This is a genomic window from Marisediminicola senii (assembly GCF_011057645.1).
Taxonomy (GTDB): domain Bacteria; phylum Actinomycetota; class Actinomycetes; order Actinomycetales; family Microbacteriaceae; genus Marisediminicola; species Marisediminicola senii.
Genome location: NZ_JAALGE010000021.1, coordinates 14131 through 37449, shown reverse-complemented (window position 1 = coordinate 37449; position 23319 = coordinate 14131). Strand labels below are relative to the sequence as shown.

At 69.6% G+C, this 23319-nt stretch carries 20 protein-coding genes; 16 read left to right on the top strand and 4 right to left on the bottom strand.

What is annotated here, in order from left to right; all coding sequences use genetic code 11:
* The first annotated feature begins 128 nt into the window (after positions 1-128).
* The 5 genes from G5S38_RS08620 to pdxH all read left to right on the top strand — a co-directional run bounded on the left by G5S38_RS08620 (position 129) and on the right by pdxH (position 7199).
* Positions 129-836 (top strand): TetR/AcrR family transcriptional regulator, encoded by a 708-nt coding sequence (locus G5S38_RS08620; protein ID WP_165067334.1) that lies wholly within the window; start codon positions 129-131, stop codon positions 834-836.
* Complete coding sequence (locus tag G5S38_RS08615; RefSeq protein ID WP_165067331.1) at positions 833-1753, top strand: ABC transporter ATP-binding protein; 921 nt, start codon at positions 833-835, stop codon at positions 1751-1753. Before G5S38_RS08620 ends, G5S38_RS08615 begins: the two co-directional genes overlap by 4 nt.
* Positions 1743-2603, top strand: a complete 861-nt coding sequence (locus tag G5S38_RS08610; RefSeq protein ID WP_165067329.1) for an ABC transporter permease subunit — start codon at positions 1743-1745, stop codon at positions 2601-2603. The genes G5S38_RS08615 and G5S38_RS08610 overlap by 11 nt, the downstream gene beginning before the upstream one ends.
* A 289-nt stretch (positions 2604-2892) precedes the next feature.
* On the top strand, positions 2893-6369 hold the full coding sequence (locus G5S38_RS08605; protein ID WP_165067327.1) for a bifunctional proline dehydrogenase/L-glutamate gamma-semialdehyde dehydrogenase: 3477 nt from the start codon (positions 2893-2895) through the stop codon (positions 6367-6369).
* A gap of 167 nt (positions 6370-6536) precedes the next feature.
* The gene (pdxH, locus tag G5S38_RS08600) at positions 6537-7199 is read left to right on the top strand and encodes a pyridoxamine 5'-phosphate oxidase (protein ID WP_165067325.1); all 663 of its coding nucleotides are present in this window, start codon (positions 6537-6539) and stop codon (positions 7197-7199) included.
* A 339-nt stretch (positions 7200-7538) separates the two neighbouring features.
* On the opposite strand, the gene G5S38_RS08595 is transcribed toward pdxH, so the two are convergent.
* A complete protein-coding gene (locus G5S38_RS08595) occupies positions 7539-8540 on the bottom strand; it encodes an isopenicillin N synthase family dioxygenase (protein ID WP_165067323.1) in 1002 nt (333 codons plus the stop codon).
* 201 nt (positions 8541-8741) lie between these two features.
* Here G5S38_RS08595 and G5S38_RS08590 point away from each other — a divergent pair, with 201 nt between their 5' ends.
* From G5S38_RS08590 to G5S38_RS08570, 5 genes are all read left to right on the top strand, one after another.
* Positions 8742-9671: a hypothetical protein gene (locus tag G5S38_RS08590; RefSeq protein WP_165067322.1), complete on the top strand. Its 930-nt coding sequence runs from the start codon at positions 8742-8744 to the stop codon at positions 9669-9671.
* Positions 9668-10024, top strand: a complete 357-nt coding sequence (locus G5S38_RS08585) for a GntR family transcriptional regulator (RefSeq protein ID WP_165067320.1) — start codon at positions 9668-9670, stop codon at positions 10022-10024. The genes G5S38_RS08590 and G5S38_RS08585 overlap by 4 nt, the downstream gene beginning before the upstream one ends.
* Positions 10025-10098: 74 nt before the next feature.
* Complete coding sequence (locus tag G5S38_RS08580; RefSeq protein WP_165067318.1) at positions 10099-11514, top strand: DUF2252 domain-containing protein; 1416 nt, start codon at positions 10099-10101, stop codon at positions 11512-11514.
* A gap of 153 nt (positions 11515-11667) precedes the next feature.
* Entirely contained in the window at positions 11668-12123 is a 456-nt protein-coding gene (locus tag G5S38_RS08575) for an SRPBCC family protein (RefSeq protein ID WP_165067316.1), read from the top strand.
* 116 nt (positions 12124-12239) lie between these two features.
* Positions 12240-14081, top strand: coding sequence for a glycoside hydrolase family 15 protein (locus G5S38_RS08570; protein WP_407943835.1), 1842 nt, complete (start codon positions 12240-12242; stop codon positions 14079-14081).
* A 92-nt stretch (positions 14082-14173) separates the two neighbouring features.
* Here G5S38_RS08570 and G5S38_RS08565 read toward each other — a convergent pair whose 3' ends face one another.
* Positions 14174-14611, bottom strand: coding sequence for an Lrp/AsnC family transcriptional regulator (locus G5S38_RS08565; RefSeq protein ID WP_165067313.1), 438 nt, complete (start codon positions 14609-14611; stop codon positions 14174-14176).
* A gap of 193 nt (positions 14612-14804) precedes the next feature.
* Here G5S38_RS08565 and ddaH point away from each other — a divergent pair, with 193 nt between their 5' ends.
* The 3 genes from ddaH (at position 14805) to G5S38_RS08550 (ending at position 18175) form a co-directional block, all read left to right on the top strand.
* The gene (gene ddaH, locus G5S38_RS08560; RefSeq protein WP_407943834.1) at positions 14805-15656 is read left to right on the top strand and encodes a dimethylargininase; all 852 of its coding nucleotides are present in this window, start codon (positions 14805-14807) and stop codon (positions 15654-15656) included.
* Positions 15653-16897 carry an ornithine--oxo-acid transaminase gene (gene rocD / locus G5S38_RS08555; protein ID WP_165067310.1) on the top strand — a complete coding sequence of 415 codons (1245 nt, stop codon included), beginning with the start codon at positions 15653-15655 and terminating at the stop codon, positions 16895-16897. The genes ddaH and rocD overlap by 4 nt, the downstream gene beginning before the upstream one ends.
* A gap of 78 nt (positions 16898-16975) precedes the next feature.
* A complete protein-coding gene (locus tag G5S38_RS08550) occupies positions 16976-18175 on the top strand; it encodes a kynureninase (RefSeq protein ID WP_165067307.1) in 1200 nt (399 codons plus the stop codon).
* A gap of 21 nt (positions 18176-18196) precedes the next feature.
* Here G5S38_RS08550 and G5S38_RS08545 read toward each other — a convergent pair whose 3' ends face one another.
* Positions 18197-19054: an ABC transporter permease gene (locus tag G5S38_RS08545; RefSeq protein ID WP_165067304.1), complete on the bottom strand. Its 858-nt coding sequence runs from the start codon at positions 19052-19054 to the stop codon at positions 18197-18199.
* Entirely contained in the window at positions 19051-20028 is a 978-nt protein-coding gene (locus G5S38_RS08540) for an ATP-binding cassette domain-containing protein (RefSeq protein WP_165067301.1), read from the bottom strand. The genes G5S38_RS08545 and G5S38_RS08540 overlap by 4 nt, the downstream gene beginning before the upstream one ends.
* Before the next feature lie 168 nt (positions 20029-20196).
* Between G5S38_RS08540 and G5S38_RS08535 the strand changes: the two genes are divergently transcribed.
* The 3 genes from G5S38_RS08535 to G5S38_RS08525 all read left to right on the top strand — a co-directional run bounded on the left by G5S38_RS08535 (position 20197) and on the right by G5S38_RS08525 (position 23277).
* The gene (locus tag G5S38_RS08535; protein WP_165067298.1) at positions 20197-21168 is read left to right on the top strand and encodes a ring-cleaving dioxygenase; all 972 of its coding nucleotides are present in this window, start codon (positions 20197-20199) and stop codon (positions 21166-21168) included.
* 5 nt (positions 21169-21173) lie between these two features.
* Positions 21174-21794 carry an alpha/beta hydrolase gene (locus tag G5S38_RS08530; RefSeq protein WP_235928972.1) on the top strand — a complete coding sequence of 207 codons (621 nt, stop codon included), beginning with the start codon at positions 21174-21176 and terminating at the stop codon, positions 21792-21794.
* Between the two features lie 88 nt (positions 21795-21882).
* Positions 21883-23277, top strand: a complete 1395-nt coding sequence (locus G5S38_RS08525) for a dihydrolipoyl dehydrogenase family protein (protein WP_165067295.1) — start codon at positions 21883-21885, stop codon at positions 23275-23277.
* Positions 23278-23319: the final 42 nt, after the last annotated feature.

Genomic DNA, 23319 nt, shown 5'->3' with positions numbered 1-23319 from the left:
CACTCGTGTTGTGTCACGCGATGCTCCGGCACACCTTAGTGACCGGCCGACCGGCGCAGAAGGCACAAATGTCCCCGGCGGTTGAGTAGCATTGCGCGGAGGTTGAACGATCGTTTAGCATTATGAACATGCGTTCAGTGCCGAGTCCCGACGACCTCACCACCCGGGCGCGCATCCGTGAAGCATCGATCGCCCTGTTCGGCGAGGGGGGCTTCGCGCACACCAGCGTGCGCGCGATCGCCGAACGCGCCGGCGTGAGCCCCGGCCTCGTGATGCACCACTTCGGGAGCAAGGCTGCACTGCGAATCGAGTGCGATGAGTACCTGGTCGAGACATTCGTCTCCCGCAAGTCCGATGTCGCCGGGCCGGGAGCCGCCCAGACCATCCGGGAATGGCTCGGCGACATCGACCAGTTCCGACCGTTCGTCGACTACCTGTCGCGCATGCTGCTCGACGGAACGGAAGGCGGAGACCGGCTGTTCGACCTGTTCGTGGCCGAGACCCGCGTCATGATCGATCGGGGCATCGCCGATGGCAGCATGAACGACTCGAGCGACCGCGACATGCTGTCGACCATCGTCGCCCTCTACGGGGTGGCGCCGCTGGTGATGCGTCGCCAGCTGGGCAGGAGCCTCGGCTCAGACGTTCTCGATGCCTCGGCCCTGCGTCGGATGACGCTGCCCATCCTCGAGCTTTACACGAACGGCCTGTACGCCGACGACGCCATGCTGGTCGCAACCCGCGAGGCGCTCGCCGCCACCGACCCCGGTGCGAGGTCGCGCCCGGGTGAGTATGACGACACCGTGACCGATTCCACGAAGGGAGCGGGGCGATGACCCTCGCGATCGAGACATCCGCGCTGACCAAGCGTTACGGCTCCACCACCGCACTCGACGGCATGGACCTCGCCGTTCCCGAGGGCAGCATCGTCGGCATGATCGGGCCCAACGGCGCGGGCAAGACCACGACCATGCGCCTGCTGCTCGACCTCATCCGCCCCACCAGCGGCACGGCACGCGTGCTCGGTGAGGATCCGCGCTCAGGCGGCCCCACGCTCCGCCGGCGCATCGGGTTCCTCCCGGGCGAGCTGCGCCTCGAGGGGCGCGTGACCGGCCGCGCCATGCTGCGGCACTTCGAGCGCATCAGCGGACCGGTCGCGCCCGGTCGCATCGACGAGCTCGCCGACCGCTTCGGCCTCGACCTCACGCGACACGTTCGCAAGCTCAGCAAGGGCAACAAGCAGAAGCTCGGACTCGTGCAGGCATTCATGCACTCCCCGCCGCTGCTCGTGCTCGACGAACCGACGAGCGGACTCGACCCCCTCGTGCAGCAGGAATTCCTCGCCATGCTGCGCGAGGTGCGGGCGAACGGACAGACGGTGTTCCTCAGCTCGCATGTGCTCAGCGAGATCGAGCAGGTCGCCGACACCGTGGCGATCCTCCGCGCGGGGCGCATCGTCACCGTCAGCGACGTCGAATCGCTCCGCCTCACCGCGGTGCGGAGGGTACGCCTCGGTGTGCGGGGCATGGATGCCGCGCAGCTCGTCACCGCGCTCGCTGCTGTGCCGCACGTCTCCGGGATACGCGTCGATGCCGCGACCGGCCGCGCGCACCTCACCGTAGACGGCGACATCGACCCGCTCATCAAGGCCATCTCACACTACGAGGTCACCGACCTCATCGCCGAGGAACCCGACCTCGAGGAATCGGTGCTCGGACTGTACGGAACCCAGGAGGCTTCCCATGTCGACTGAGGCCCCGACCCGGGCGGCGCGCGGTCGCGGCGCGGCAACCGGCCACACCCGCACCAGCCCGCTGCCCCTCTTTCGTCGCGCGCTCGCCGATTCGTGGCGCTCGCTCATCGCCTGGAGCATCGGCATCGCCGCGGCGATCGCGCTGTATTTGCCCCTCTACCCGTCGCTCGCCGCGACCAGCGAGATGCAGTCCCTCATCGACAGCCTGCCGCCCGAGCTGATCAACGCGCTTGGCTACTACTCGCTCGCCACCGGGGCCGGATACACGCAGTCAACGTTCTACGGGCTTATCGGCTTTCTGCTGTTCACCATCGCGGCGGTCTCCTGGGGCACCGCCGCGGTCGCGGGCGACGAGGAGAGCGGGTCGCTCGAACTCACCCTCGCGCACGGGGTCAGCCGCGGCCAGCTCGTGCTCGAGCGTTCCGCGGCGATCGCGGTGCGCCTGGCCTGGCTGGGCCTGTGGGCGTCCGCCCTCATCATCGCGATCACCGACTCCGCCGAACTGGACCTCGAGCCCGGCAACGTGCTGGCGGCCTCTGCCGCACTGGTCGGGCTCACGCTGGTCACCGCGTCGGTGGGCGTCGCGGTCGGCGCGATCACCGGGCGCAAGCTCTATTCCACCGCGGGGGCAGCGGGTGTCGCCGTGCTCGGCTACGCGATCAACGCCGTCGCGAACCAGACCCCCGACCTCGACTGGCTGCACCGCTTCTCGCCCTACGACTGGGCATTCGGCGGCCTGCCGCTCGCCGAGGGCGCCGACCCCGGTGCGCTGCTGGCGCTCTACGGAATCGCCGCCGCCCTCATCGCGGTGGGGGCGATCGCCCTGGGCCGGAGGGACGTTTCGCCCTGAGCGACAGCCGGTTTCATCATTCAGGAGCGTGCGCCCCAAACGCTTCAGCATTCAGGAACCCGGGCGGCAAACCTCTCATCATTCAGGAACCTGCGGCTCAAGAGTCCCGGGCCGGCGACGTACAGCGTCCAGCACACGGCGCCGCCCCCGGGCGACGCCGACCCTTCCTGAATAATGACGAGTTCCGCCCCGGGCGGCGCGGGCCCGTCCTGGATAATGACGGGTTCGACCCGCGACATCCCCCGTTCCGTCGAGGGCCCCGGCCCCGGGGCCGGTTACCCTCGGGAGCATGCACAACCAGCTCGCCGGCGCCCCGGCCCTCCCGGCCGACATTGCAACCGAGACCGTGGCGACCGTGCGCCGCTGGCTCGACGAGAGCGCCGATGTCGAGACGGATGCTTCGGCCCACAGGCTCGCCGGCCTGCTCAAGGATCCGCGCGGCCTCGACTTCACCATCGGGTTCGTCGACCGCGTCGTGCGCCCGGAAGACCTCCGGGTCGCCGGCCGCAACCTCGAGCAGCTGTCACGGAATGTACCCCGCTTCCTGCCCTGGTACCAGCGCGCCGCAGTCACCGTCGGTGGCGGGTTCGCCCTCATCGCGCCGTGGCCGGTCGTCCCCATCGCCCGGCACGTGCTGCGCTCGATGGTGTCGCACCTGATCCTCGACGCGACCCCCGACAAGCTCGACAAGAGCATCGAGCAGTTGCGCCAGAACGGCGACCGGCTCAACATGAACCTCCTCGGCGAAGCCGTGCTCGGCGACGAGGAGGCCGACCGGCGACTGGCCGGCACCCGCACCCTGCTCGAGCGCGACGACGTCGACTACGTGTCGATCAAGGTGTCGTCGGTGGCCAGCCAGCTGTCGATGTGGGCGTTCGACGAGACGGTCGAGCGGGTGGCCGAGCGGCTGATTCCGCTGTACGAGCTGGCGGCGGCATCCACCACCCCGAAGTTCATCAACCTCGACATGGAGGAGTTCCGCGACCTCGACCTCACCATCGCGGTGTTCACGCGCATCCTCGACACCCCGGCGCTGGCATCGCTCGAGGCCGGTATCGTGCTGCAGGCCTACCTGCCCGACGCGCTCGGCGCGCTGCAGGAGCTGACCGCATGGGCCATGCGCCGGCGGGCCGAGGGCGGCGCGAGCATCAAGGTGCGCGTCGTGAAGGGCGCGAACCTCGCCATGGAACACGTCGACGCGGCCATGCACGACTGGCCGGTCGCGACCTACCCGACCAAGCGTGAGACCGACACCAATTACAAGCGCGTGCTCGACTGGGCGATGACCCCGGAGCGCGCGGACGCCGTGCGCATCGGCGTGGCAGGCCACAACCTGTTCGACCTCGCGTTCGCCTGGCTGCTCGCGACGCATCGCGGCGTCGCCGACCGCGTCGAGTTCGAGATGCTGCTCGGCATGGCCGCGGCGCAGGCCGACGCGGTGCGCCGCGACGTCGGGGGACTGCTGCTGTACACGCCCGTCGTGCGCCCGACCGAGTTCGACTCGGCCATCTCGTACCTGGTGCGCCGCCTCGAAGAGAACGCCAGCCCCGAGAACTTCATGTCGGGAGTGTTCGAGCTCGCCACCTCCGAGGAGGTGTTCGCGCGCGAGGAGCAGCGGTTCGCCGCCGCGCTCGCCGACCTCGAGCCGAGCGAGTCCATCCTCGCACCGGCCTCGCGCCGCTCGCAGGACCGCACCCGGCCGCCCGAGCCCTACGCCGCACCGTTCGCGAACGCGCGCGACACCGATCCCGCGATCGCCGTCAACCGGGCGTGGGGGCGCCGCATCCTCGATGCCGTTCCCACCTCCCGGCTGGGCGAGAGCGACCTCGCCGCAGCTGCGGTGATGGATGCCGCCACCCTCGAGGCCATCATCGAGAACGCGACCGCGGCGGGCGAGGCCTGGGGCCAACGCCGCGCGACCACCCGCGCCCAGGTGCTGCACAGCGCGGGGGAATCGCTGGAGGCTGCCCGCGCGCGGCTCATCGAGGTCATGGCGAGCGAGACCGGCAAGACCATTGCGGAGGGCGACGTCGAGGTCAGCGAGGCCGTCGACTTCGCGCACTACTACGCCGATCGCGCCGTCGACCTGGGCGCGCTGGACGCCGCGACCTTCATGCCGTCCCGCCTCGTCGTGGTCGTGCCGCCATGGAACTTTCCGGTCGCCATCCCCGCCGGCGGCGTGCTCGCCGCGCTCGCATCCGGCGCTGCGGTCATCATCAAGCCCGCACCGCAGGCCCGCCGCAGCGCGGCCGTGATGGTGCGTGCGCTGTGGGACGGCGGCGTTCCGCGCAGCGTGCTGTCGCTCGTCGACGTCGACGAGAACGAGCTCGGGCAGCGGCTCATCGCGCACCCCACGGTCGACCGTGTCATCCTCACCGGGGCATGGGAGACCGCGGCGCTGTTCCGCTCCTGGCGCGCCGACCTGCCCGTGCTGGCCGAGACGAGCGGCAAGAACGCGATCATCGTGACGCCCAGCGCCGACCTCGACCTCGCCGCGGCCGACGTCGTACGCAGCGCCTTCGGTCACGCCGGCCAGAAGTGTTCGGCCGCGTCGCTGCTGATCCTGGTGGGGTCTGCCGCATCATCCACCCGTTTCCAGCGCCAGCTGGCCGACGCGGTCCGCACCCTGCGGGTGGGGTGGCCGCAGGATCCCCGCACCCAGATGGGGCCGATCATCGAGCCGGCGACGGGCAAGCTGAAGGACGGGCTGACCACCCTCGCCCGCGGTGAGAAGTGGCTCGTCAAGCCCGAGAAGCTCGACGCGGAGGGGCGCCTGTGGTCGCCCGGCGTTCGCACCGGCGTCGTGGCCGGCAGCGAATTCCACCGCACCGAGTACTTCGGCCCGGTGCTCGGCATCATGCGCGCAGACACGCTCGAGGAGGCCATCGAGCTGCAGAACGCGTCGGCATACGGCCTGACGGCGGGCATCCACTCGCTCGACGCCGACGAGGTGTCGCGGTGGCTCGACGAGGTCGAGGCGGGCAACCTCTACGTGAACCGCGGCATCACCGGCGCGGTCGTGCGCCGGCAGCCGTTCGGGGGCTGGAAGCGCTCGTCGGTGGGCGGCGGCACCAAGGCGGGCGGGCCGAATTACCTGCTCAGCCTCGGCGAGGTCGAACCCGTGTTCGCCGAGCCCCAGGGATCGGTCGTGCTCGCCGGCCTGCGCGACCGCGTCGTCGCCGTGATCGAGGCCGCGCAGCCGGGCATGGAGTTCCTCGAGTTCGACCGGGTGCGCTCGGGAGCGGTCAGCGACCAGCGCGCGTGGGATGCCGAGTTCGGCGTCGCCCGCGACGTCTCGGCACTCGGCGTGGAGCGCAACGTCTTTCGCTACCGGCCGGCGGCCGTCACCATCCGGCTGTCTGAGGGGGCATCGCCCGCGCAGCTCGTGCGCACGCTCGTCGCGGCGACCCTCGCCAGGGCCACCGTCACCATCAGCTCCGCCCTGCCGATCCAGGCCGGCATCGTACGGTTGCTGCGCGGGGAGGACTCGCCGCTGCGGGTCGTGGGCATGGTCGTCGAGACCGATGCGGCGTTCGAGGCGCGCATCGCGGCGCTCGAGGCCAGGCCGTCGCGTATCCGCCTCATCGGTGGCGATGCGACACGCCTCGCGAAGGCCATCGGGGGCGATCCGGATGCCGCGATCCACGCGGGCCCGGTGACGACCGAGGGTCGCATCGAGCTCCTGCCCTTCCTGCTCGAGCAGTCCGTGAGCATCACCGCGCACCGCTTCGGCACCCCGGACACCGCGATGGATTCGGTCGTCTGACCCGACGCCCGTTCGCCCGTTTTTGATCGTTCGATCGTTCGCCCGTCCGATCATGCGGCGCGCAGCGCGGGTGCACGGCGCGCGGGTGGCGTCCCAGCCGGGGGTGGCATCCTGAACCGCAAGCACCGGGCGCATCACCCGATGCACCAGCACGCGAGGGGAACGACATGGATTCACTCGAGAGGCACACCGACTACGGCTCGATCGGCATCGACGAGGCCGCACTCGACGACGACCCGATGGTGCAGTTCGCCGCCTGGCTCGAGCAGGCCGAGGCGAACGACATCTACGAGCCGAACGCCATGGTGGTGGGCACCGGCGACCCCGACGGGCAGCCGAGCAGCCGCACGGTGCTGCTCAAGGGACTCGATGGCGGGTTCGAGTTCGTCAGCAACTACGGCTCACGCAAGGGCATCGCGCTCGCGGCCGAATCCAGGGTCAGCCTGCTGTTCCCGTGGTACTCGCTGCAGCGACAGGTGATCGTGGCCGGCACGGCGCAGCGCGCGACCGCTGAGGTGAGCGACCGGTACTTCCAGCACCGGCCGTACGGGTCGCGGATCGCCGCGGTCGCGAGCGAGCAGTCGCGGCCGATCGGGAGCCGGGCCGACCTCGAGGCCCGCGTCGCGCAGCTCGAGGCACAGTACCCGGACACCGGCCCGACCGCCGTGCCGCGCCCCGACGGCTGGGGTGCCTATCTCGTCGTGCCGCATCGCATCGAGTTCTGGCAGGGGCGCACCTCGCGCCTGCACGATCGCATCGTGTACACCCGCGGCGACCGTGGTGCCGGCGCCGCGGCATCCACCTGGACGACGGAGCGCCTGCAACCCTGACGTGCGGGGTGCAGGCGCTCCGGCGCCGGAGGCGTCTGCCTCAGACGCCTCACTGCTGGCTTCGCGTTACTTCACGAGCTCGTGCTACTTGACCAGCTCGGGGTACCGGCGGTCCAGCATCGCTTGGTTAGCGAGCAACGCCTCGTGCTACTTGACCAGCTCGGGGTACCGGCGGTGCAGCATCGCTTGGTTAGCGAGCAACGCCTCGTGCTACTTGACCAGCTCGGGGTACCGGCGGTGCAGCATCGCTTGGTTAGCGAGCAACGCCTCGTGCTACTTGACCAGCTCGGGGTACCGGCGGTGCGCTAGCATCGCTTGGTCAGCGAGCAACGCCTCGCGCTACTTGACCAGCTCGGGGTGGTGGATCGCCGCGACGTCGGGATGCGCCCGCAGTCGGCTCTTCAGGGCGTTCTCGCCGTACGTGTTGTAGATCGGGTTGGCCGGGTCGACCGTGATGCCGGGGGCGTCGAGGTCGTCGGGCAGCGTGATCAGCGGAATCGTCGCGTCGAGCGCCGGGCTGTAGAAGAACGGGATCGAGATGCGGTCCTGGCCGATGCTCGGCGAGATGACCCGGTGCACGGTCGCCTTGAGGTAGCCGTTCGTCGCGACCTCGAGCAACTCGCCGATGTTGACCACGAAGGCGCCGTCGATCGGGGGAGCGTCGATCCACTCGCCGTCCTTCTCGACCTGCAGGCCCGCTTTCTCCGGCTCGACGAACAGCAGGGTCAGCACTCCGGAGTCCTTGTGGGCGCCGACGCCCTGCTGGGGCTCGGGGTCGGACTTGCCCGGGTAGCGCACGATCTTGATGAGGGTCGACGAGTTCTCGGCGAACGCCTGGTCGAAGATGTTCTCGTCTGCGCCGAGCGAGAGGGCCCAGGCACGCATGAGGCGGAGGGCGACCTCGCTGAGGGCGTCGTGCCATTCGGTGACGGTGCGTTCGAGCTCGGGGAGCGCGGCGGGCCACTGGTTCGGACCCTGCAGTGCGAAGTAGTCGGGCACGCCGTCGCCCTTGGGCACGGCGGGGCGCTCCGGGCCGATGTCGATCTGCTCGCGCCAGTCGACGGCGCCCATGGTCAGTTCGCCGCCGACGCGCGTGTAGCCGCGAAAGTGCGGGCTCTGCAGGCTCTCGATCGCCATCTTGTCGGCCTCTGGCAGGTCGAAGAACTGGCGGGCGGTGCGGATGACGCGGTCGACGAGTTCCTGGGGGACACCGTGCCCGGTCAGGTAGAAGAAACCGTACTCATGGGTCGCCTCGCGGAGATCGGCGCGGAACTGCTCCGCGTCGGGCCCGTCGAGCCGCGAGAGATCGAGCACGGGGAGAGTGAGTGCTGTGGTTGTCATGTTCCTATTCTTGTCCGCCGCATCCGGGGCGTTCGCCGTGTTACGCCGCTGCCGCTGCCGCTGCCGCTGCCGCTGCCGCTGCTGCTGCTGCTGCGGTCCACGTCCACATGAACGTCCGCCGCAGCTGACGCTGCTTGTCGACGTGAGTTTGTACTGGTACAGTAATTGTATTGCTACTAACGGAAGCGGTAAGGAGCAGTCATGTACGTCGCCTTCATCGTCGTCGCCATCCTGGGCGTGGTGAGCGCCACTCCCCTCGCGTGGGACCGGCGCCCCGCCCAGCGCGGCCGGGTACTCGACAAGTACGCGCGCAGGGTCAACCTCGCCATGACTCCCGAGGTCGAGCCGCTCGTCGTCGCTCGCCTCGTCGCCCGCGAGAAATCGATGTTCTCGGGCGCCATGACCGGCATCGGCATCGGCCTCATCGGGTCGCTGCTGCTGCCCGGCGGAGTCGGCTCGAGCCTGGTTCCGCTCGCCCTGGTCGCGGGCATGCTGCTGGGCCTCGCGGCCGGCGCGGCCGTCAGCTCGGTGCGCGGGCAGCTCGCGGTGGCCGGTGACGGTCCGCGGGTCGCGCGGATGCAGGCGCCGGGGTTCGCGGACTACGTCGGCCCGATCGAACGCTGGGGCGCGCGCGGCGCGGTGATCCTCGCGGCCCTCAGCGTCGTCGGGGCGGCGATCGCGCTGTCGGTGGGCGCGCTGGGGGAGGCGCGGATGTCGGCAGTCGATCTCGTCGGGTCCGGCGCCGTGGCGGGGGCCGTGGCATCCATCGTCGCCCTCATCGGCGCAGAGCTGTTCGCCGCCCGCATCGTCGCGCACCGCCAGCCCGCCGGATCGACCACCGAGCTCGCCTGGGAGGACGCGATCCGCGCGATGACCCTGCGCGACCTCGTGTCGGTGCCGTTCGTACTGGGCTTCGTCTCGGCCGTGATGACGTTCCTGCTCGTCGGGTCGAACGCCGACACCGCGGGCGCCGGTGCGCCCGCCGCACTGGTCGGCATGGCGGTGCTGCTCATTGTCGTCACCACGGCGATCTCACTCTCGGCCGCCTCGTGGGCGTCGAAGCCGATGCAGCACTATTGGCGCCGCCTGTGGGCCAAGCCCGAGGCGCGGATGGATGCGGCGTCCGCATGATCCTCGTGATCGACCCGTCTTCGGCCACGCCCCCCTACGAGCAGCTGCGCGTGCAGGTCATCGACGCCGTACGGGCCGGAACCCTGGTGCCGGGAACGAAGCTGCCGACGGTGCGCCGGCTCGCCGAAGACCTGGGGATCGCGCCCAACACCGTCGCCCGCAGCTACCGCGAGCTGGAACGTGACGAGGTCATCGAGACGCGCGGCAGGAACGGCTCGTTCATCGCGGCCACCGGCGACGCGGAGCACCGCCAGGCGCAGCTCGCGGCGACCGCCTACGTCGAGCGGGTGCGACAGCTGCGGCTCGGCACCGACGAGGCGCTGGCTCTGGTACGCGCCGCGCTGCAGGCGTAGGAGCGGGGACGGCCAGGGCCCGGGCGCGGCCCGATGGCGCGGCGGCCGGCGCAGGGCGTGCCACAGTAATACCCATGAGCGAACCCACCTCCAACCGGCACGTGGTGCATCGCTCGTTGAGCGGCGACGACTACGCGTCGCTGCGCCGCCGCCCCACCCCGCGCACCGAGCGCTACGCGCTCGGCAAGGCGATGCGCAAGGACGTTCCCCGCTCGTCGCTCGGCGACTGGACAGCCCCCGATAACCGGCCAGACCCGATCGACCTCATCAACTCGTCGCACGAGGGTCGGCTCGAGCGGCTCGTTCCGCTGCGGGTCGGTCGCATGGCGGCGTCGCCGTATGGCTTTCTGCGCGGTACCGCGATCGTGATGGCGTCGGACTTCTCCGCGCTGCCCGCCACCGGCATCACCCCGGTCATCTGCGGGGACGCCCACGTCGGCAACTTCGGCTTCTACGCGTCGCCAGAACGCGACCTGGTCATCGACCTGAACGACTTCGACGAGGCACACCCCGGCAGCTGGGAATGGGACCTCCGACGGCTCGCGGCGAGCATCTGGGTCGCCGGTCGGCAGAACGGCTTCAGCGAGGACCAGTGCGAAGCCGCCGTGGCATCCTGTGTCGCCGCCTACCGCGAGCAACTGCGCGACCTCGCCGACCAGCCGCTGCTCTCGCGCTCGTTCCAGCGCGTCGACGTCGCCCGCCTGCAGCAGTCCACCACCGACGTCTCCCTGCACAGGGACATCGAGAAGGCCGCGACCAAGGCCCGCCGGCGCACGAGCGACCGCGCGCTGCCGCGCTTCTCGCACGAGGAGAACGGGCAGCGGCGCATCGTCGAGGAGCCGCCGCTCATCACGCACATGCCTGACGACGAGGCCGAGCACCTCGCCGAGGCGCTCGACGACTACCTGCAGACCCTCGCCCCGCACTGGCGTCGCGTCATCGGCGGCTACACACTGCTCGACCTCGCCAACAAGGTGGTCGGCGTCGGAAGCGTCGGGTTGCGCGCCTTCGTCGCGCTCTGCGAGGGAAGCAGCCCCGACGACGTCGTGTTCCTGCAGCTCAAGGAGGCCAGGCGCTCGGTGATCGCACCGTTCGTGCACGGCGACTCGGCGTGGCACAAGCACCAGGGACAGCGGGTCGTGGAATACCAGCAGGCGCTGCAGACGGTGAGCGACCCGCTGCTGGGCTGGACCACGGTCGAGGGACGCCAGTTCTACGTTCGGCAGTTTCGCAACATGAAGGGCACCGTGCCCATCGACAACATCAAGCCCGCGGCGATGCGCGACTACGCCGCCGTGTGCGGGAGACTGCTCGCCAAGGGGCACGCCCGCACGAGCGGAGCGTCGATGGTCGCCGGGTACGTCGGCACCTCTCCCAAGCTCGACACGGCGCTCAGCCGCTTCGCGCGCTCCTACGCAGACCAGACCGAGCGCGACCACGCCGCACTGCTCGACGCCGTGCGTCTCGGGCGACTGCCGTCAGACCAATAACGCGCGAACGGTGCCCGATACACGGCTGACACCCACGTTCGTTTGATTACGTAGAGGGTCGACGTTCAGGTTTCGCACACCAGCCGCCCACGAAACTCACGTCTAGACCAGCGATCCGCACCGAAGCCACACCCATATAGAAGGAGCTTCACCATGACCCAGGTAATCGAAACAGTCGATGTCGACGTCCCCGTCTCTGTCGCCTACAACCAGTGGACCCAGTTCGAGACCTTCCCCAAGTTCCTGAGCTTCGTCGAGTCCATCACCCAGATCGACGACACCCACACGCACTGGAAGGTCAAGATCGCCGGAGTCGAGCGCGAGTTCGACGCCACGATCACCGAGCAGCACGCCGACGAGCGCGTCGCCTGGAACAGCACCGGCGGAGATGAGAACCACGCCGGAGTCGTCACCTTCCACAAGCTCAGCGACACCACCTCGCGCGTCACCGTGCAGCTCGACTGGTCCGCCGAGGGCTTCCTCGAGAAGGTCGGCGCCGTGTTCGGTGTCGACGACGCCATCATCAAGGGCGACCTCAAGAACTTCAAGAAGTTCATCGAGGCCCAGCCGGCACCGACCGGCGCCTGGCGCGGCGACGTCGAGAACTAGACGGCACCCGCAACAGACAGCACCATTCACCCGGGCCCGTCGATGCCCGCCCCCACCGGGGCGGCGTCGGCGGGCTCGGTGGCGTTACGCAACCAGCACGAGATCGGGAACCAGCAGTGACATCCACACCCCAGCAGGCCACCCCTCCCGCAGCACTGACCGTCACCCGCGTCGACGGCTACGCCGCCCTGCGCGACTACGCCGCGATCGGCGACGGGCGCACCGTCGCCCTCATCGCACTCGACGGCGCGATCGACTGGTTCCCGACCCCCGACCTCGGCACCCCGCCCGCCTTCGCCGCGATCCTCGACGAGCGACACGGCGGACGCATCGAGATGCGGCCCGTCGACGACTTCACGACGACGCGCGAGTACGTGCCGGGCACCAACGTGCTGCAGACCACGTTCACCACCGCGACCGGATCGGTGCGCCTGACCGATGCGCTCGTGACCGGGGTCGCCGGCCGCCTGCCATGGTCGGAGCTCGCGCGCCGCGTGGAAGGCCTCGACGGCACCGTGCGGATGCGCTGGAGCGTGACCCCCGGCACCATGCTGAACGCGGCATCCCCCTGGGTCGAAGAGACCACCAATGGCACCGTCATCAGGGTCGACGGCGTGCTGATCAGTGTGCGCGGAGACGACCACGGCCCGAACGACCCCGGCGGCCAGGCCGTCGACGGGGCGTTCGAGACCGCCCCCGGCTCCCGGCACATCATCGTGCTCGCCGCCACGAATCGCGAACCCCTGCGCATGCTCACCCCGTCGCTCGTCGACAAGGGCATCGACCGCACCATCGACAACTGGCGGGTCTGGTCTGAGGAGTTCAGCTACGACGGGTCGTGGCCGGAGGCCGTGCACCGCAGCGCCCTCGCCCTCAAGCTGCTCATCCACAGCCCGACCGGGGCCATCGCCGCGGCGGCTACCACCTCGCTGCCCGAGAGCATGGCCGGCGACAAGAACTGGGACTACCGGTTCGCCTGGGTGCGCGACCTCGCCTTCACCGTCAACTCGCTCATCCGGTTCGGCCTGCGCGAGGAGACCCACGCGGCCATCTCGTGGCTGCTCACCACCATCCGCGAACACGGGCCGGAGCTGTTCGTGTTCTACGCTCTCGACGGCACCGTTCCGCACGGGGCCGAGAACCCCGAGGTGCCAGGATGGCGTGGCGTCGGCCCCGTCGTCGTCGGCAACGAGGCGCAGGGGCAGCTGCAGCTGGGCATCTACGGCGACCTGTTCGAGGCCATGCGCCTGTACGTCGACGACGGCAACGTCCTCGACACCGACACCGGGCGGCTGCTGTCGGCCATCGCCGACCGCGCCTGCGACACCTGGCACCTGCGTGACGCGGGCATCTGGGAACTACCGGAGGAGCAGCACTTCACCACCTCGAAGCTCGGCTGCTGGCAGGCCCTCGATTGCGCGGTGCACCTCGCCGACCTCGGGCAGATCGCCGGCGGATCGGCCCGCTGGGCGGCGGAGCGCGACCGCATCCGCGAGTGGGTCGAGGAGAACTGCTGGTCGGAGGCGCTTCAGGCGTACACGATGTATCCCGGCACCGACAAGCTCGACGCGTCGATCCTGCTGCACGCGCCGAGTGGGTTCGACCGGGGAGAGCGCATGTCGTCGACCATCGACGCGATCATCCGCGACCTCGGCCGCGGCTCGCTCGTCTACCGCTACTCCGGCATGGAGCAGGAGGAGGGCACGTTCGTGGCGTGCGCATTCTGGCTCGCCGGGGCGCTGGCCTGCGTGGGGCGCGGCGACGAGGCATCCACCCGAATGAATGACCTGGTCGGGCTCGCCAACGACGTCGGACTCTATGCAGAGATGGTGGATGCCGACACCCACGATTTTCTCGGCAACCTGCCACAGGGGCTGAGCCACCTGGCGCTCATCAACGCCGTGATCACGATCGACCAGATCAACGGCACGATCGGCGACACCACGACGCGGGACTGAGCCGCGGGGCTGGCCTGCAAAGCCGCCGGGCAGTGCGGTGACCGGTCAGTGCTTCTGACCGATCAGTGTCCCTGGCCGATCCTTGGGGCCGGTCAGTGCTTCTGTCGCGAGATGAGGCGGGAGAGCACGATCGCGCTGCGGGTGTGGTCGACGTTCGGGGCGTCCCGCACCTTCTCGAGGGCCGACTCGAGCGACGGGATGTCCCTCGAGCGCATGTGCACGATCGCGTCGGCCGAACCGGTGACGGTTCCCGCGTCGACCACCTCGGGAATGCCGGAGAGGATGCGCCGCAGCTCGTCGGGGGCGACGGTTCCCCGGCAGAACAGCTCGACGTAGGCCTCGGTGGCGAGGCCGTCGACGGTCGGGTCGACCTGAATGGTGAAGCCCCTGATCACCCGGTCGGCGACCAGCTTGTCGACGCGGCGCTTGACGGCGGATGCCGACAGGCCGATCTCTTCTCCGATGTCGCCGTAGCCCGCGCGGGCGTTGCGTCTGAGGTGCTCGATGATGCCGTAGTCCAGGCTGTCCATGCATCCACCGTATGCCCGGGTGGCGCCGATCGGATGCGCCAACCGCGGGTAGCACGCCGATTTAGTGCGTGATCTGACCGAAATAGTCGGATTCGGGCGTGCACAATGGGAGTGACGGCGCCTCGCGGCATCCACTGGCCTCCGTCCCCATTCCTCGACAGCCCACGAGCCACCACCTCTCAGAAGGAGCCCCGTGACTACCAGTGCCACCGCCCCCACCGCAGCCCCGAGCACCCAGCCCGCCCGTGTCGCGACCAAGCGCACCGTGCTGATGTGCCGCCCCGACTTCTTCACCGTCGTCTACCGCATCAACCCCTGGATGGATCCCGCGCTGCCCACCGACACCGCGCTCGCGGTGCGTCAGTGGCAGACGCTTTACGACACCTACCTGTCGCTCGGGTTCGACATCGAGCTCATCGACCCCGTCGACGGCCTGCCGGACATGGTCTACGCGGCCAACGGCGGATTCGTCATCGACAACATCGCCTACGGCGCGAGCTTCACCTACCCGCAGCGCCAGCCGGAGGGGCCGGCCTACATGGACTGGTTCCGCGCCAACGGCTTTGACGTGCGCGAGCCGGAGAACATCAACGAGGGCGAGGGCGACTTCCTCCTGGTCGGCGGCGTCATCCTGGCCGGCACCGGCTTTCGCAGCGCATCGCACAGCCACGAGGAGGTCAGCTCGGTGTACGGCCGCGAGGTCGTGACGCTCACCCTCGTCGACCCGAACTTCTACCACCTCGACACCGCCATCGCCGTGCTCGACGACACCAACATCGCCTACCTGCCCAGCGCCTTCGACGAGGCCAGCCTCGCCATCCTGCGCGAGCGCTTTCCCGACGCCGTGCTGGTGACGGAGGTGGATGCCGCGATCCTCGGGCTCAACTCGTTCAGCGACGGCTACAACGTGGTCATCGCCTCGCGCGCCACCGACTTCGAGAGGCAGCTGCGCGAGCGCGGCTACAACCCGATCGGCGTCGACCTCTCCGAGCTGCTGCTCGGCGGCGGCGGAGTGAAGTGCTGCACGCTGGAGCTGCGCCGATGAGCGCCGTACTGAGCGCGGGCCAGGCCGCCGCGGGCGACACGAGCGCCGAGCTGGCGACTGAGAGCCACCTCGCGCACACCTACCACCCGCTCGAGGTCATGGTCGAGAGCGGAGAGGGTGCCTGGGTCACCGACACCGCGGGAGGGCGCTACCTCGACTGCCTCGCCGCCTACTCCGCCGTCAACTTCGGCCACGGGCACCCTGCGCTGATCGCCGCGGCGAAGCAGCAGCTCGACCGCATCACGCTGACCAGCCGCGCGTTCCACAACGACAAGCTCGAACCGTTCGCGGCCGCACTCGCCGCCCTCGCCGGCAAGGACATGGTCATCCCCATGAACACCGGCGCCGAAGCGGTCGAATCCGGCATCAAGGTTGCCCGCGCCTGGGGTTACCGCGTCAAGGGCGTCGCCCAGGGCATGGCGAACATCATCGTGGCCGACGGCAACTTCCACGGCCGCACCACGACGATCATCAGCTTCTCGAACGACCCGGTCGCCACCGACGACTTCGGCCCGTTCACCCCCGGGTTCCGTTCGGTTCCCTACGGCGACGCCGCGGCCCTCGAGGCGGCCATCGACGAGAACACCGTCGCCGTGCTGATCGAGCCCATCCAGGGCGAGGCCGGTATCGTGATCCCGCCTGCCGAGTATCTCCCCGCCGTGCGCGAGATCACCACCCGGCACAACGTGCTGTTCATCGCCGATGAAATCCAGTCCGGCCTCGGCCGTACCGGAGCCACCTTCCAGTGCGACAACGTCGGGGTCGTTCCCGACCTGTACCTGCTGGGCAAGGCCCTCGGCGGCGGCATCGTGCCGGTCTCGGCAGTCGTCGGCAACAGCGACATCCTCGGCGTTCTCGGCGCGGGTGAGCACGGGTCGACCTTCGGCGGAAATCCGCTGGCTGCTGCCGTAGGCACTGCCGTAGTCGAGCTGCTCGCCACCGGCGAGATGCAGGAGAGGGCACGGATGCTGGGCGCCCGCCTCGACGCGAGGCTCACGGCGCTCATCGGCCGCGGGGTCGTCGCAGTACGCACCGCGGGACTGTGGGCGGGTATCGACATCGACCCCGAGCTCGCGACCGGACGCGAGGTCTGCGAGCGGCTCATGCTGCGCGGTGTGCTCGCCAAGGACACCCACGGGTCGACCATCCGGCTCGCCCCGCCCATCGTGGTGGAGGCGGCCGACCTCGACATCGCCATCGACCAGCTCGAGGCCGTGCTGGAGGAGCTCGCCGGGCGGTAGCCCGCCGGGCGGTAGCCCGCCGGGCGGTAGCTCGCCGGCGGGCGCCGACGCCCAGCACCCGCGACATAGGGTGAGACGATGACGACCACGTCGGCCGCAGACCTCGACCGCCTCGATGTACTGGCCCCGCACCGCGCCCTGTTCCTCCGCGACGACGACGTCGCCGCATACCTCGACGGTAATTCGCTCGGACGCCCGCTGCTCGCCAGCCGGGGCCGCATCGCCGACTTCATCGCCGGGCAGTGGGGATCGCGGCTCATCCGCGGCTGGGACGAGAGCTGGCTCGAGCTGCCCACCGTGATCGGCGACGACCTCGGCCGAGTCGTGCTCGGCGCCGCCCCCGGCCAGGTCACCATCGGCGACTCCACGACGGTGCTGCTCTACAAGCTCATCCGCGCGGCCGTCGACGCCAGGCCCGGGCGCACCGAGCTCGCCATCGACCGAGCCAACTTTCCGACCGACCGCTACATCGTCGAGGGCATTGCCGAGGAGCGCGGGCTCACCGTGCGCTGGATCGACACGGATGCCGCGGCCGGCGTCACCCCCGAGATCGCCGCCGCCGCGATCACCGACAACACGGCCGTAGTCGTGCTCAGCCATGTGGCGTACCGCTCCGGATACCTCGCCGAGGTTCCGACCATCACGGCCGCCGCTCGCGCGGCCGGCGCGCTCGTCGTGTGGGATCTCAGCCACTCCGTCGGCGTCGTGCCGACCGAGCTCGACGCGTGGGGGGTCGACCTCGCCGTCGGCTGCACCTACAAGTACCTCAACGGCGGCCCGGGATCACCCGCGTTCGCCTACGTGCGGGCCGGGCTGCAGGGCGAGCTGCGGCAGCCGATCCAGGGCTGGCTGGGCACGAGGGATGCCTTCGCCATGGGCCAGGGCTACGAGCCGGCAGACGGCATCCGGGGCTTCACGAGCGGAACCCCACCGGTACTCGGCATGCTGGCCATGCGCGACATGATCGCACTCATCGAATCGGTCGGCATCGACGCCGTGCGCACCAAGTCGGAGGCGCTCACGGCCTTCGCGGTCGAACTGGCCGACGACCTGCTGCCCGACGCCCGGCTCGCCTCACCGCGCGACGCCGACATGCGCGGCTCGCACATCACCCTCGACCGCCACGATTTCGGCGACATCGTGCCGCGGCTCTGGGACCAGGGCGTGATTCCCGACTTTCGCGGACCCGACGGCATCCGCATCGGCCTGTCGCCCCTGTCGACGAGTTTCGCCGAGGTCGAGATCGGCATGTTCGCCATCGCATACCCGGGGGCGTAACGACCTGCGACGCAGGGCCCGCTACCGCGTGCTGACCTGGCTGAACTTGCGGGTGGCCAGCGGCACGAAGATGGCGAGCATCAGCACAATGCCGATCAACACCGTGAGCACCGGGTTCTGCAGGGTCCACGAGGTGGGCTCCGGCGTCTGCGCCGGCACGTTGCCGAACAGCTGCCGTGCCGCCTCCACGAGGGCGGAGACCGGGTTGTATTCCGCAAAGATGCGCAGTGGCGTCGGCAGGCTGTCGAGCGGAACGAACGCATTCGAGATGAACGTGAGCGGGAACAGTACGAGGAACGACACGTTATTGATGATCTCGGGGCTGCGCACGCTCATGCCCAGGAACGCCATCACCCACGACAGCGCGTAGGCGAAGAGCAGCAGCAGCGCGACCGCGGCGACCGCCTCGAGAAAGCTCGAGCGAACCCGCCAGCCCACGATGAACCCGGTGGCGAGCATGACCGCCATCGAGATCGCGTTGATGAGCAGGTCTCCGTTGGTGCGCCCGACCAGCACGGCCGTGGGGTTCATCGGCAGGGTTCGGAAACGGTCGATGATGCCGTCTTTGAGGTCTTGCGCCATCGCTGAACCCGAATAGGTGGAGCCGAACACCACGGTCTGGGCGAAGATGCCCGCCATGATGAATTCTTTGTAGTCGCTACCCGGAATGTCGATGCTGCCCGCGTACACGTAGCTGAACAGCAGCACGAACATGATCGGCTGCAGGGTGGTGAACACCAGGATGTCGGGCACGCGCTTGATCTTGATCAGATTGCGACGGGTGGTGATCCACCCGTCGGAGAACCAGTCGCCCAGGCCCGCCGTCGACCGGCCGACGGGCGGCGCGACGTGGGTGGGAGTCTGCCGGGTGGTCGTCATGACGCCTTCTCCTCTTCTTCGACGGTGGCGGCGTGCCCAGTCAGGGTGAGGAACACGTCGTCGAGCGTCGGTCGCTTCATTCCGGCATCGTGGAGGCGGATGCCGCGCGCCTCGGTCTGTGCGAGCACCGACTGCAGCGCTGCCGGACCGCTCGCTACCGTGACCGACAGCGTGCGCTGGTCGGCCGACACATCGGGGGCGGAGGTGCCGTGCGAGCGGAGTATCTCGAGCGCGCTCGCGCTGTCGGCCTCGGACACCAGGCTGAGTTCGACGGTTTGGCCGCCGATCGATGACTTGAGCTCGTCGGAGGTGCCCTGCGCGATGACCTTGCCGTTGTCGATGACGGCGATGTCGTCGGCCAGCTGGTCGGCTTCCTCGAGGTATTGCGTGGTGAGCAGCACCGTCGTGCCGGTGGCGACGAGTCGCGTGATGATGTCCCACATTCCGAGCCTGCTGCGCGGGTCGAGGCCGGTGGTTGGCTCGTCGAGGAAGAGCACTCTCGGGTCGATGACCAGCGCCCCGGCGAGGTCGATGCGCCGCCGCATGCCGCCGGAGAATCCCTTGACCGGGCGGTTCTGCGCCTCGGTGAGGTCGAAGAGCTCGATCAGTTCGGTGGCCCGGCGCCGGGATGCCTTCGCGCCGAGGTGATAGAGCCGGCCGACCATGTCGAGGTTCTCGAACCCGGTGAGGTTCTCGTCGACCGCGGCATACTGCCCGGAGACGCCGATGATGGGCCGGATCTCCGACCCCTGGGTCGCGACATCGAGCCCGTCGATGGTCGCCGTGCCCGAGTCTGCCGTGATGAGGGTGGTCAGCACCTTGACCGCCGTGGTCTTGCCCGCGCCGTTCGGGCCGAGCAGCGCGGTGACCGTTCCGCGCGGCACCGAGAGGCTCAGGCCGTCGAGCGCACGCACCACCGGCGCGCCCTTGGGGGTATACGTCTTGACCAGGTTCACCGCTTCGATGTACGCCATGCGCCAGACGATAGTGGCCACCACCGACAGCCGACCAGACCTGATCTCCCACAGCGAAAAACAGAGCGATGAACCCGCGGGAATGCATTTCCGATAACATGCGTTTGCATGGATAACGCGGCAGCGACCGCCACGCACACCTACGGCCACCATCAGAAAGGCCACATCATGACAGCCCAGACATCCGGACTGCACCACGTCACCGCCATCGCCGGTGAGCCGCAGCGGAACATCGATTTCTACATCACGGGCCTCGGGCTCCGTCTCGTCAAGAAGACGGTCAACTTCGACGACCCCGGCACCTACCACCTGTACTACGGCGACGACGCGGGCAACCCCGGCTCGCTGCTGACCTTCTTCCCGTGGCGGGGCATCCGCAGCGGACGCCACGGCAGCGGCCAGTCCACCGCCACCGCATTCTCGGTTCCGCAGGGGAGCCTCGGCTGGTGGGCCGACCACTTCGGTGCCATCGGCGTCGAATCCGCGATCACCACCGGGCTGCCCGGGGAGGAGCGCCTGTCGCTGCGCGACCCGGACGGCCTGCAGATCGACCTGGTCGCGTCATCCATCACCGACCCCCGCAATCCGTGGGACTCGGCCTCGGTACCGGCCGAGTTCGCCGTGCGCGGCCAGCACTCGTCGGTGCTGACCGTCGCCGACCCGAGCGGAACCCTCGAGGTGCTCACCGCCGACCTCGGCATGCACGCGGTCGGCGAAGCCGCCGGGCGCATTCGCGTGGCCGCCGGTGACGGCGCCCCCGGCAACATCGTCGACGTGATCGCCGACCCCCGCGGGCCCAGCGGCCTCACCGCCGGCGGAACCGTGCACCACATCGCGTTCCGCGTGCCCGACATCGAGACGCAGGAACTCTGGCGCCAGGAGCTCGCGGCGCGCGGCTACGCCGTGACCGCCATCCTCGACCGGCAGTACTTCACCTCGATCTATTTTCGCGAGCCAGGCGGCGTGCTGTTCGAGATCGCGACCGACACCCCCGGTTTCGACATCGACGAGCCCCTGCTCGAACTCGGTCGATCGCTGAAGCTGCCGCCGTGGCTCGAGCCGTCCCGCGAGGCCATCGAGAACGCCGTGGCCCCGATCACGATCCCGGCCGGGAACAACCCGGCGCTGGTCGAGGAGTGACGGCCGTGCTCGACGACTGGATCCACCTCCACACGCCGGGGTTGCCCGACGCACCGGTGCTGCTCATGCTGCATGGCACCGGGAGCAACGAACGCGACATCGCCGGTCTCGCCGGCATGCTGCATCCCGATGCCACCGTGCTCTCGCCTCGCGGACGCGTCTCGGAGAACGGCATGAACCGCTGGTTCCGCCGCCTCTCCGAGGGAGTGTTCGACGTCGAGGACGTCGTCACCCGCAGCGCCGAACTCGTCGACTTCATCGCCAGGGCCCGCGAGGCCTACGGGCTGGAGGGGCGCCAGCTCATCGCGGTCGGCCTGTCGAACGGCGCGAACATCGCCCTCGCGACCGCGCTGCTGCGCCCCGACGTGATCGACCGGGTCGTCGCGTTCTCGGGCATGTTCCCGCTCGACGACCGCGAACTCGACACCGACCTGTCGGCCAGCGCGATCTTCCTGGCCAACGGGGTCAGCGACCCGATGGCGCCGCACGAGAGCGTCAACCGGCTGGTCGCGGCCCTCGACGCCCGCGGCGCCGAGGTGACCAGGTCGTCGCGCCCTGGCGGCCATGGCATCGACCAGGCCGACTTCGCCGCAGCGCAGGAGTGGTTGCGCCAGCACGCGGCCTGATTTTTGTGGATGCCGCGGCCGGTCTCATCGCGAGGCCGGCCGCGTGTTCTCGCGCCTGCCCGTCAGGTGGCCGTGGCACAGTGATGCCATGACTGGTGATGCTGCAGACCACTTCGACGTTTTCGTGATCGGTGCGGGCCCCGCGGGAACCGCCGCCGCGCTCCGAGCCGCTGAGCTCGGGGCCAGGGTCGGGGTGGCGGAGGCCTCTCGCACCGGCGGAACCTGCGTGAACACCGGGTGCGTTCCGACCAGGGTGCTCGCCAAGACCGCCCGCCTGGTGCGCGAGGCACGATCGGCCGGCGTCTACGGCATCGGTGGTACCGACCAGCGCATCGACTGGCCGGTCACCACGGCCAGGGTGCGCGAGACCATCGACCGGGTTCGCGCGCTCAAGAGCGAGGCCCAGCGGTTCGCGGATGCCGGCATCGAACTCATCATGGAGGGGCGTGCCCGCTTCGCCGACGCCCACACCCTCGTGCTCGACAGCGGCCGGCGCGTCACCGCCGACTCGGTGATCGTGTGCGTCGGCGGACACTCCCGCCGGCTGCCCATCCCGGGGGCCGAACTCGCGACGGTGCCGGAGCACGTGCTCGACCTTCCCGACCTGCCCGACCGCGTCGCGATCATCGGCGGCGGCAATACCGGTGCGCAGCTCACCACGATCTTCAGCGCATTCGGGTCACGCGTCACCCTGCTCGACGTGGCGCCACGCATCCTGATGCCGTCCGACCCCGACATCTCGGCGGCCGTGACCGCGGCGTTCCGGTCGCAGGGAACCACCGTGCACACGGGTATCGACTCGGTCGAGGGACTCGTGCGGCAGGATGACGCGATCACCCTGCTCTGGCGCGAGGGCGACGCCCCCCGCTCGAGCAGCTTCGACGCCGTCATCATGGCGACCGGGTGGCCCGCCGACGTTCGAGACCTCGGGCTCGAGAACGTCGGGATCGAGATCGAGCGTCCGGCGATTCCCGTCGACGAGTACTTTCGCAGCGCCGTTCCGCACATCTTCGCGGTCGGCGACGCTAATGGACGCGACATGCTCGTGCAGGCGGCCCAGTTCGAGGGCGAGGCGGCGGCCGAGAACGCGGTACTCGACGCGAACCGTCGCACCCCGCATCACCTGCTGCCGGCCGGCGGGTTCACCGACCCCGACTACGCCGGCGTCGGACTCACCGAGGAGCAGGCCAGGGAGCGCGACCCGCACTGCGTCGTCGCCACAGTGCCGTACTCCGCGGTCGACCGAGCGGTCATCGACGACCGCGAGACCGGGTTCCTCAAGCTCATCACCGACCGGCGTCGCGAGCTCATCCTCGGTGCGCACGCCGTGGGCGAGAACGCGGTCGAGGTTATCCAGTCGGTGACGACCGCGATGGCCGCGGGCGTCGACGTGGCGACGCTCGCCAACGTCAAGTTCGCCTACCCGACCTACAGCGTCGTCATCGGCATGGCGGCACGGTCGCTGCAGCACTCCAGGGACTGAGCGGGGCCAGCGGAGGCCGCGCGGGCCGCGCGCGCTGGCCTG

Coding starts and splice junctions, on each gene's coding strand:
- G5S38_RS08580 (WP_165067318.1), top strand. CDS start 10,099: ATGAGCGAACCCACCTCCAACCGGCACGTGGTGCATCGCTCGTTGAGC.
- G5S38_RS08590 (WP_165067322.1), top strand. CDS start 8,742: ATGTACGTCGCCTTCATCGTCGTCGCCATCCTGGGCGTGGTGAGCGCC.
- G5S38_RS08605 (WP_165067327.1), top strand. CDS start 2,893: ATGCACAACCAGCTCGCCGGCGCCCCGGCCCTCCCGGCCGACATTGCA.
- G5S38_RS08620 (WP_165067334.1), top strand. CDS start 129: ATGCGTTCAGTGCCGAGTCCCGACGACCTCACCACCCGGGCGCGCATC.
- rocD (WP_165067310.1), top strand. CDS start 15,653: ATGAGCGCCGTACTGAGCGCGGGCCAGGCCGCCGCGGGCGACACGAGC.
- G5S38_RS08595 (WP_165067323.1), bottom strand. CDS start 8,540: ATGACAACCACAGCACTCACTCTCCCCGTGCTCGATCTCTCGCGGCTC.
- G5S38_RS08535 (WP_165067298.1), top strand. CDS start 20,197: ATGACAGCCCAGACATCCGGACTGCACCACGTCACCGCCATCGCCGGT.
- G5S38_RS08615 (WP_165067331.1), top strand. CDS start 833: ATGACCCTCGCGATCGAGACATCCGCGCTGACCAAGCGTTACGGCTCC.
- G5S38_RS08585 (WP_165067320.1), top strand. CDS start 9,668: ATGATCCTCGTGATCGACCCGTCTTCGGCCACGCCCCCCTACGAGCAG.
- G5S38_RS08545 (WP_165067304.1), bottom strand. CDS start 19,054: ATGACGACCACCCGGCAGACTCCCACCCACGTCGCGCCGCCCGTCGGC.
- G5S38_RS08550 (WP_165067307.1), top strand. CDS start 16,976: ATGACGACCACGTCGGCCGCAGACCTCGACCGCCTCGATGTACTGGCC.
- G5S38_RS08565 (WP_165067313.1), bottom strand. CDS start 14,611: ATGGACAGCCTGGACTACGGCATCATCGAGCACCTCAGACGCAACGCC.
- G5S38_RS08540 (WP_165067301.1), bottom strand. CDS start 20,028: ATGGCGTACATCGAAGCGGTGAACCTGGTCAAGACGTATACCCCCAAG.
- G5S38_RS08525 (WP_165067295.1), top strand. CDS start 21,883: ATGACTGGTGATGCTGCAGACCACTTCGACGTTTTCGTGATCGGTGCG.
- G5S38_RS08610 (WP_165067329.1), top strand. CDS start 1,743: ATGTCGACTGAGGCCCCGACCCGGGCGGCGCGCGGTCGCGGCGCGGCA.
- G5S38_RS08575 (WP_165067316.1), top strand. CDS start 11,668: ATGACCCAGGTAATCGAAACAGTCGATGTCGACGTCCCCGTCTCTGTC.
- pdxH (WP_165067325.1), top strand. CDS start 6,537: ATGGATTCACTCGAGAGGCACACCGACTACGGCTCGATCGGCATCGAC.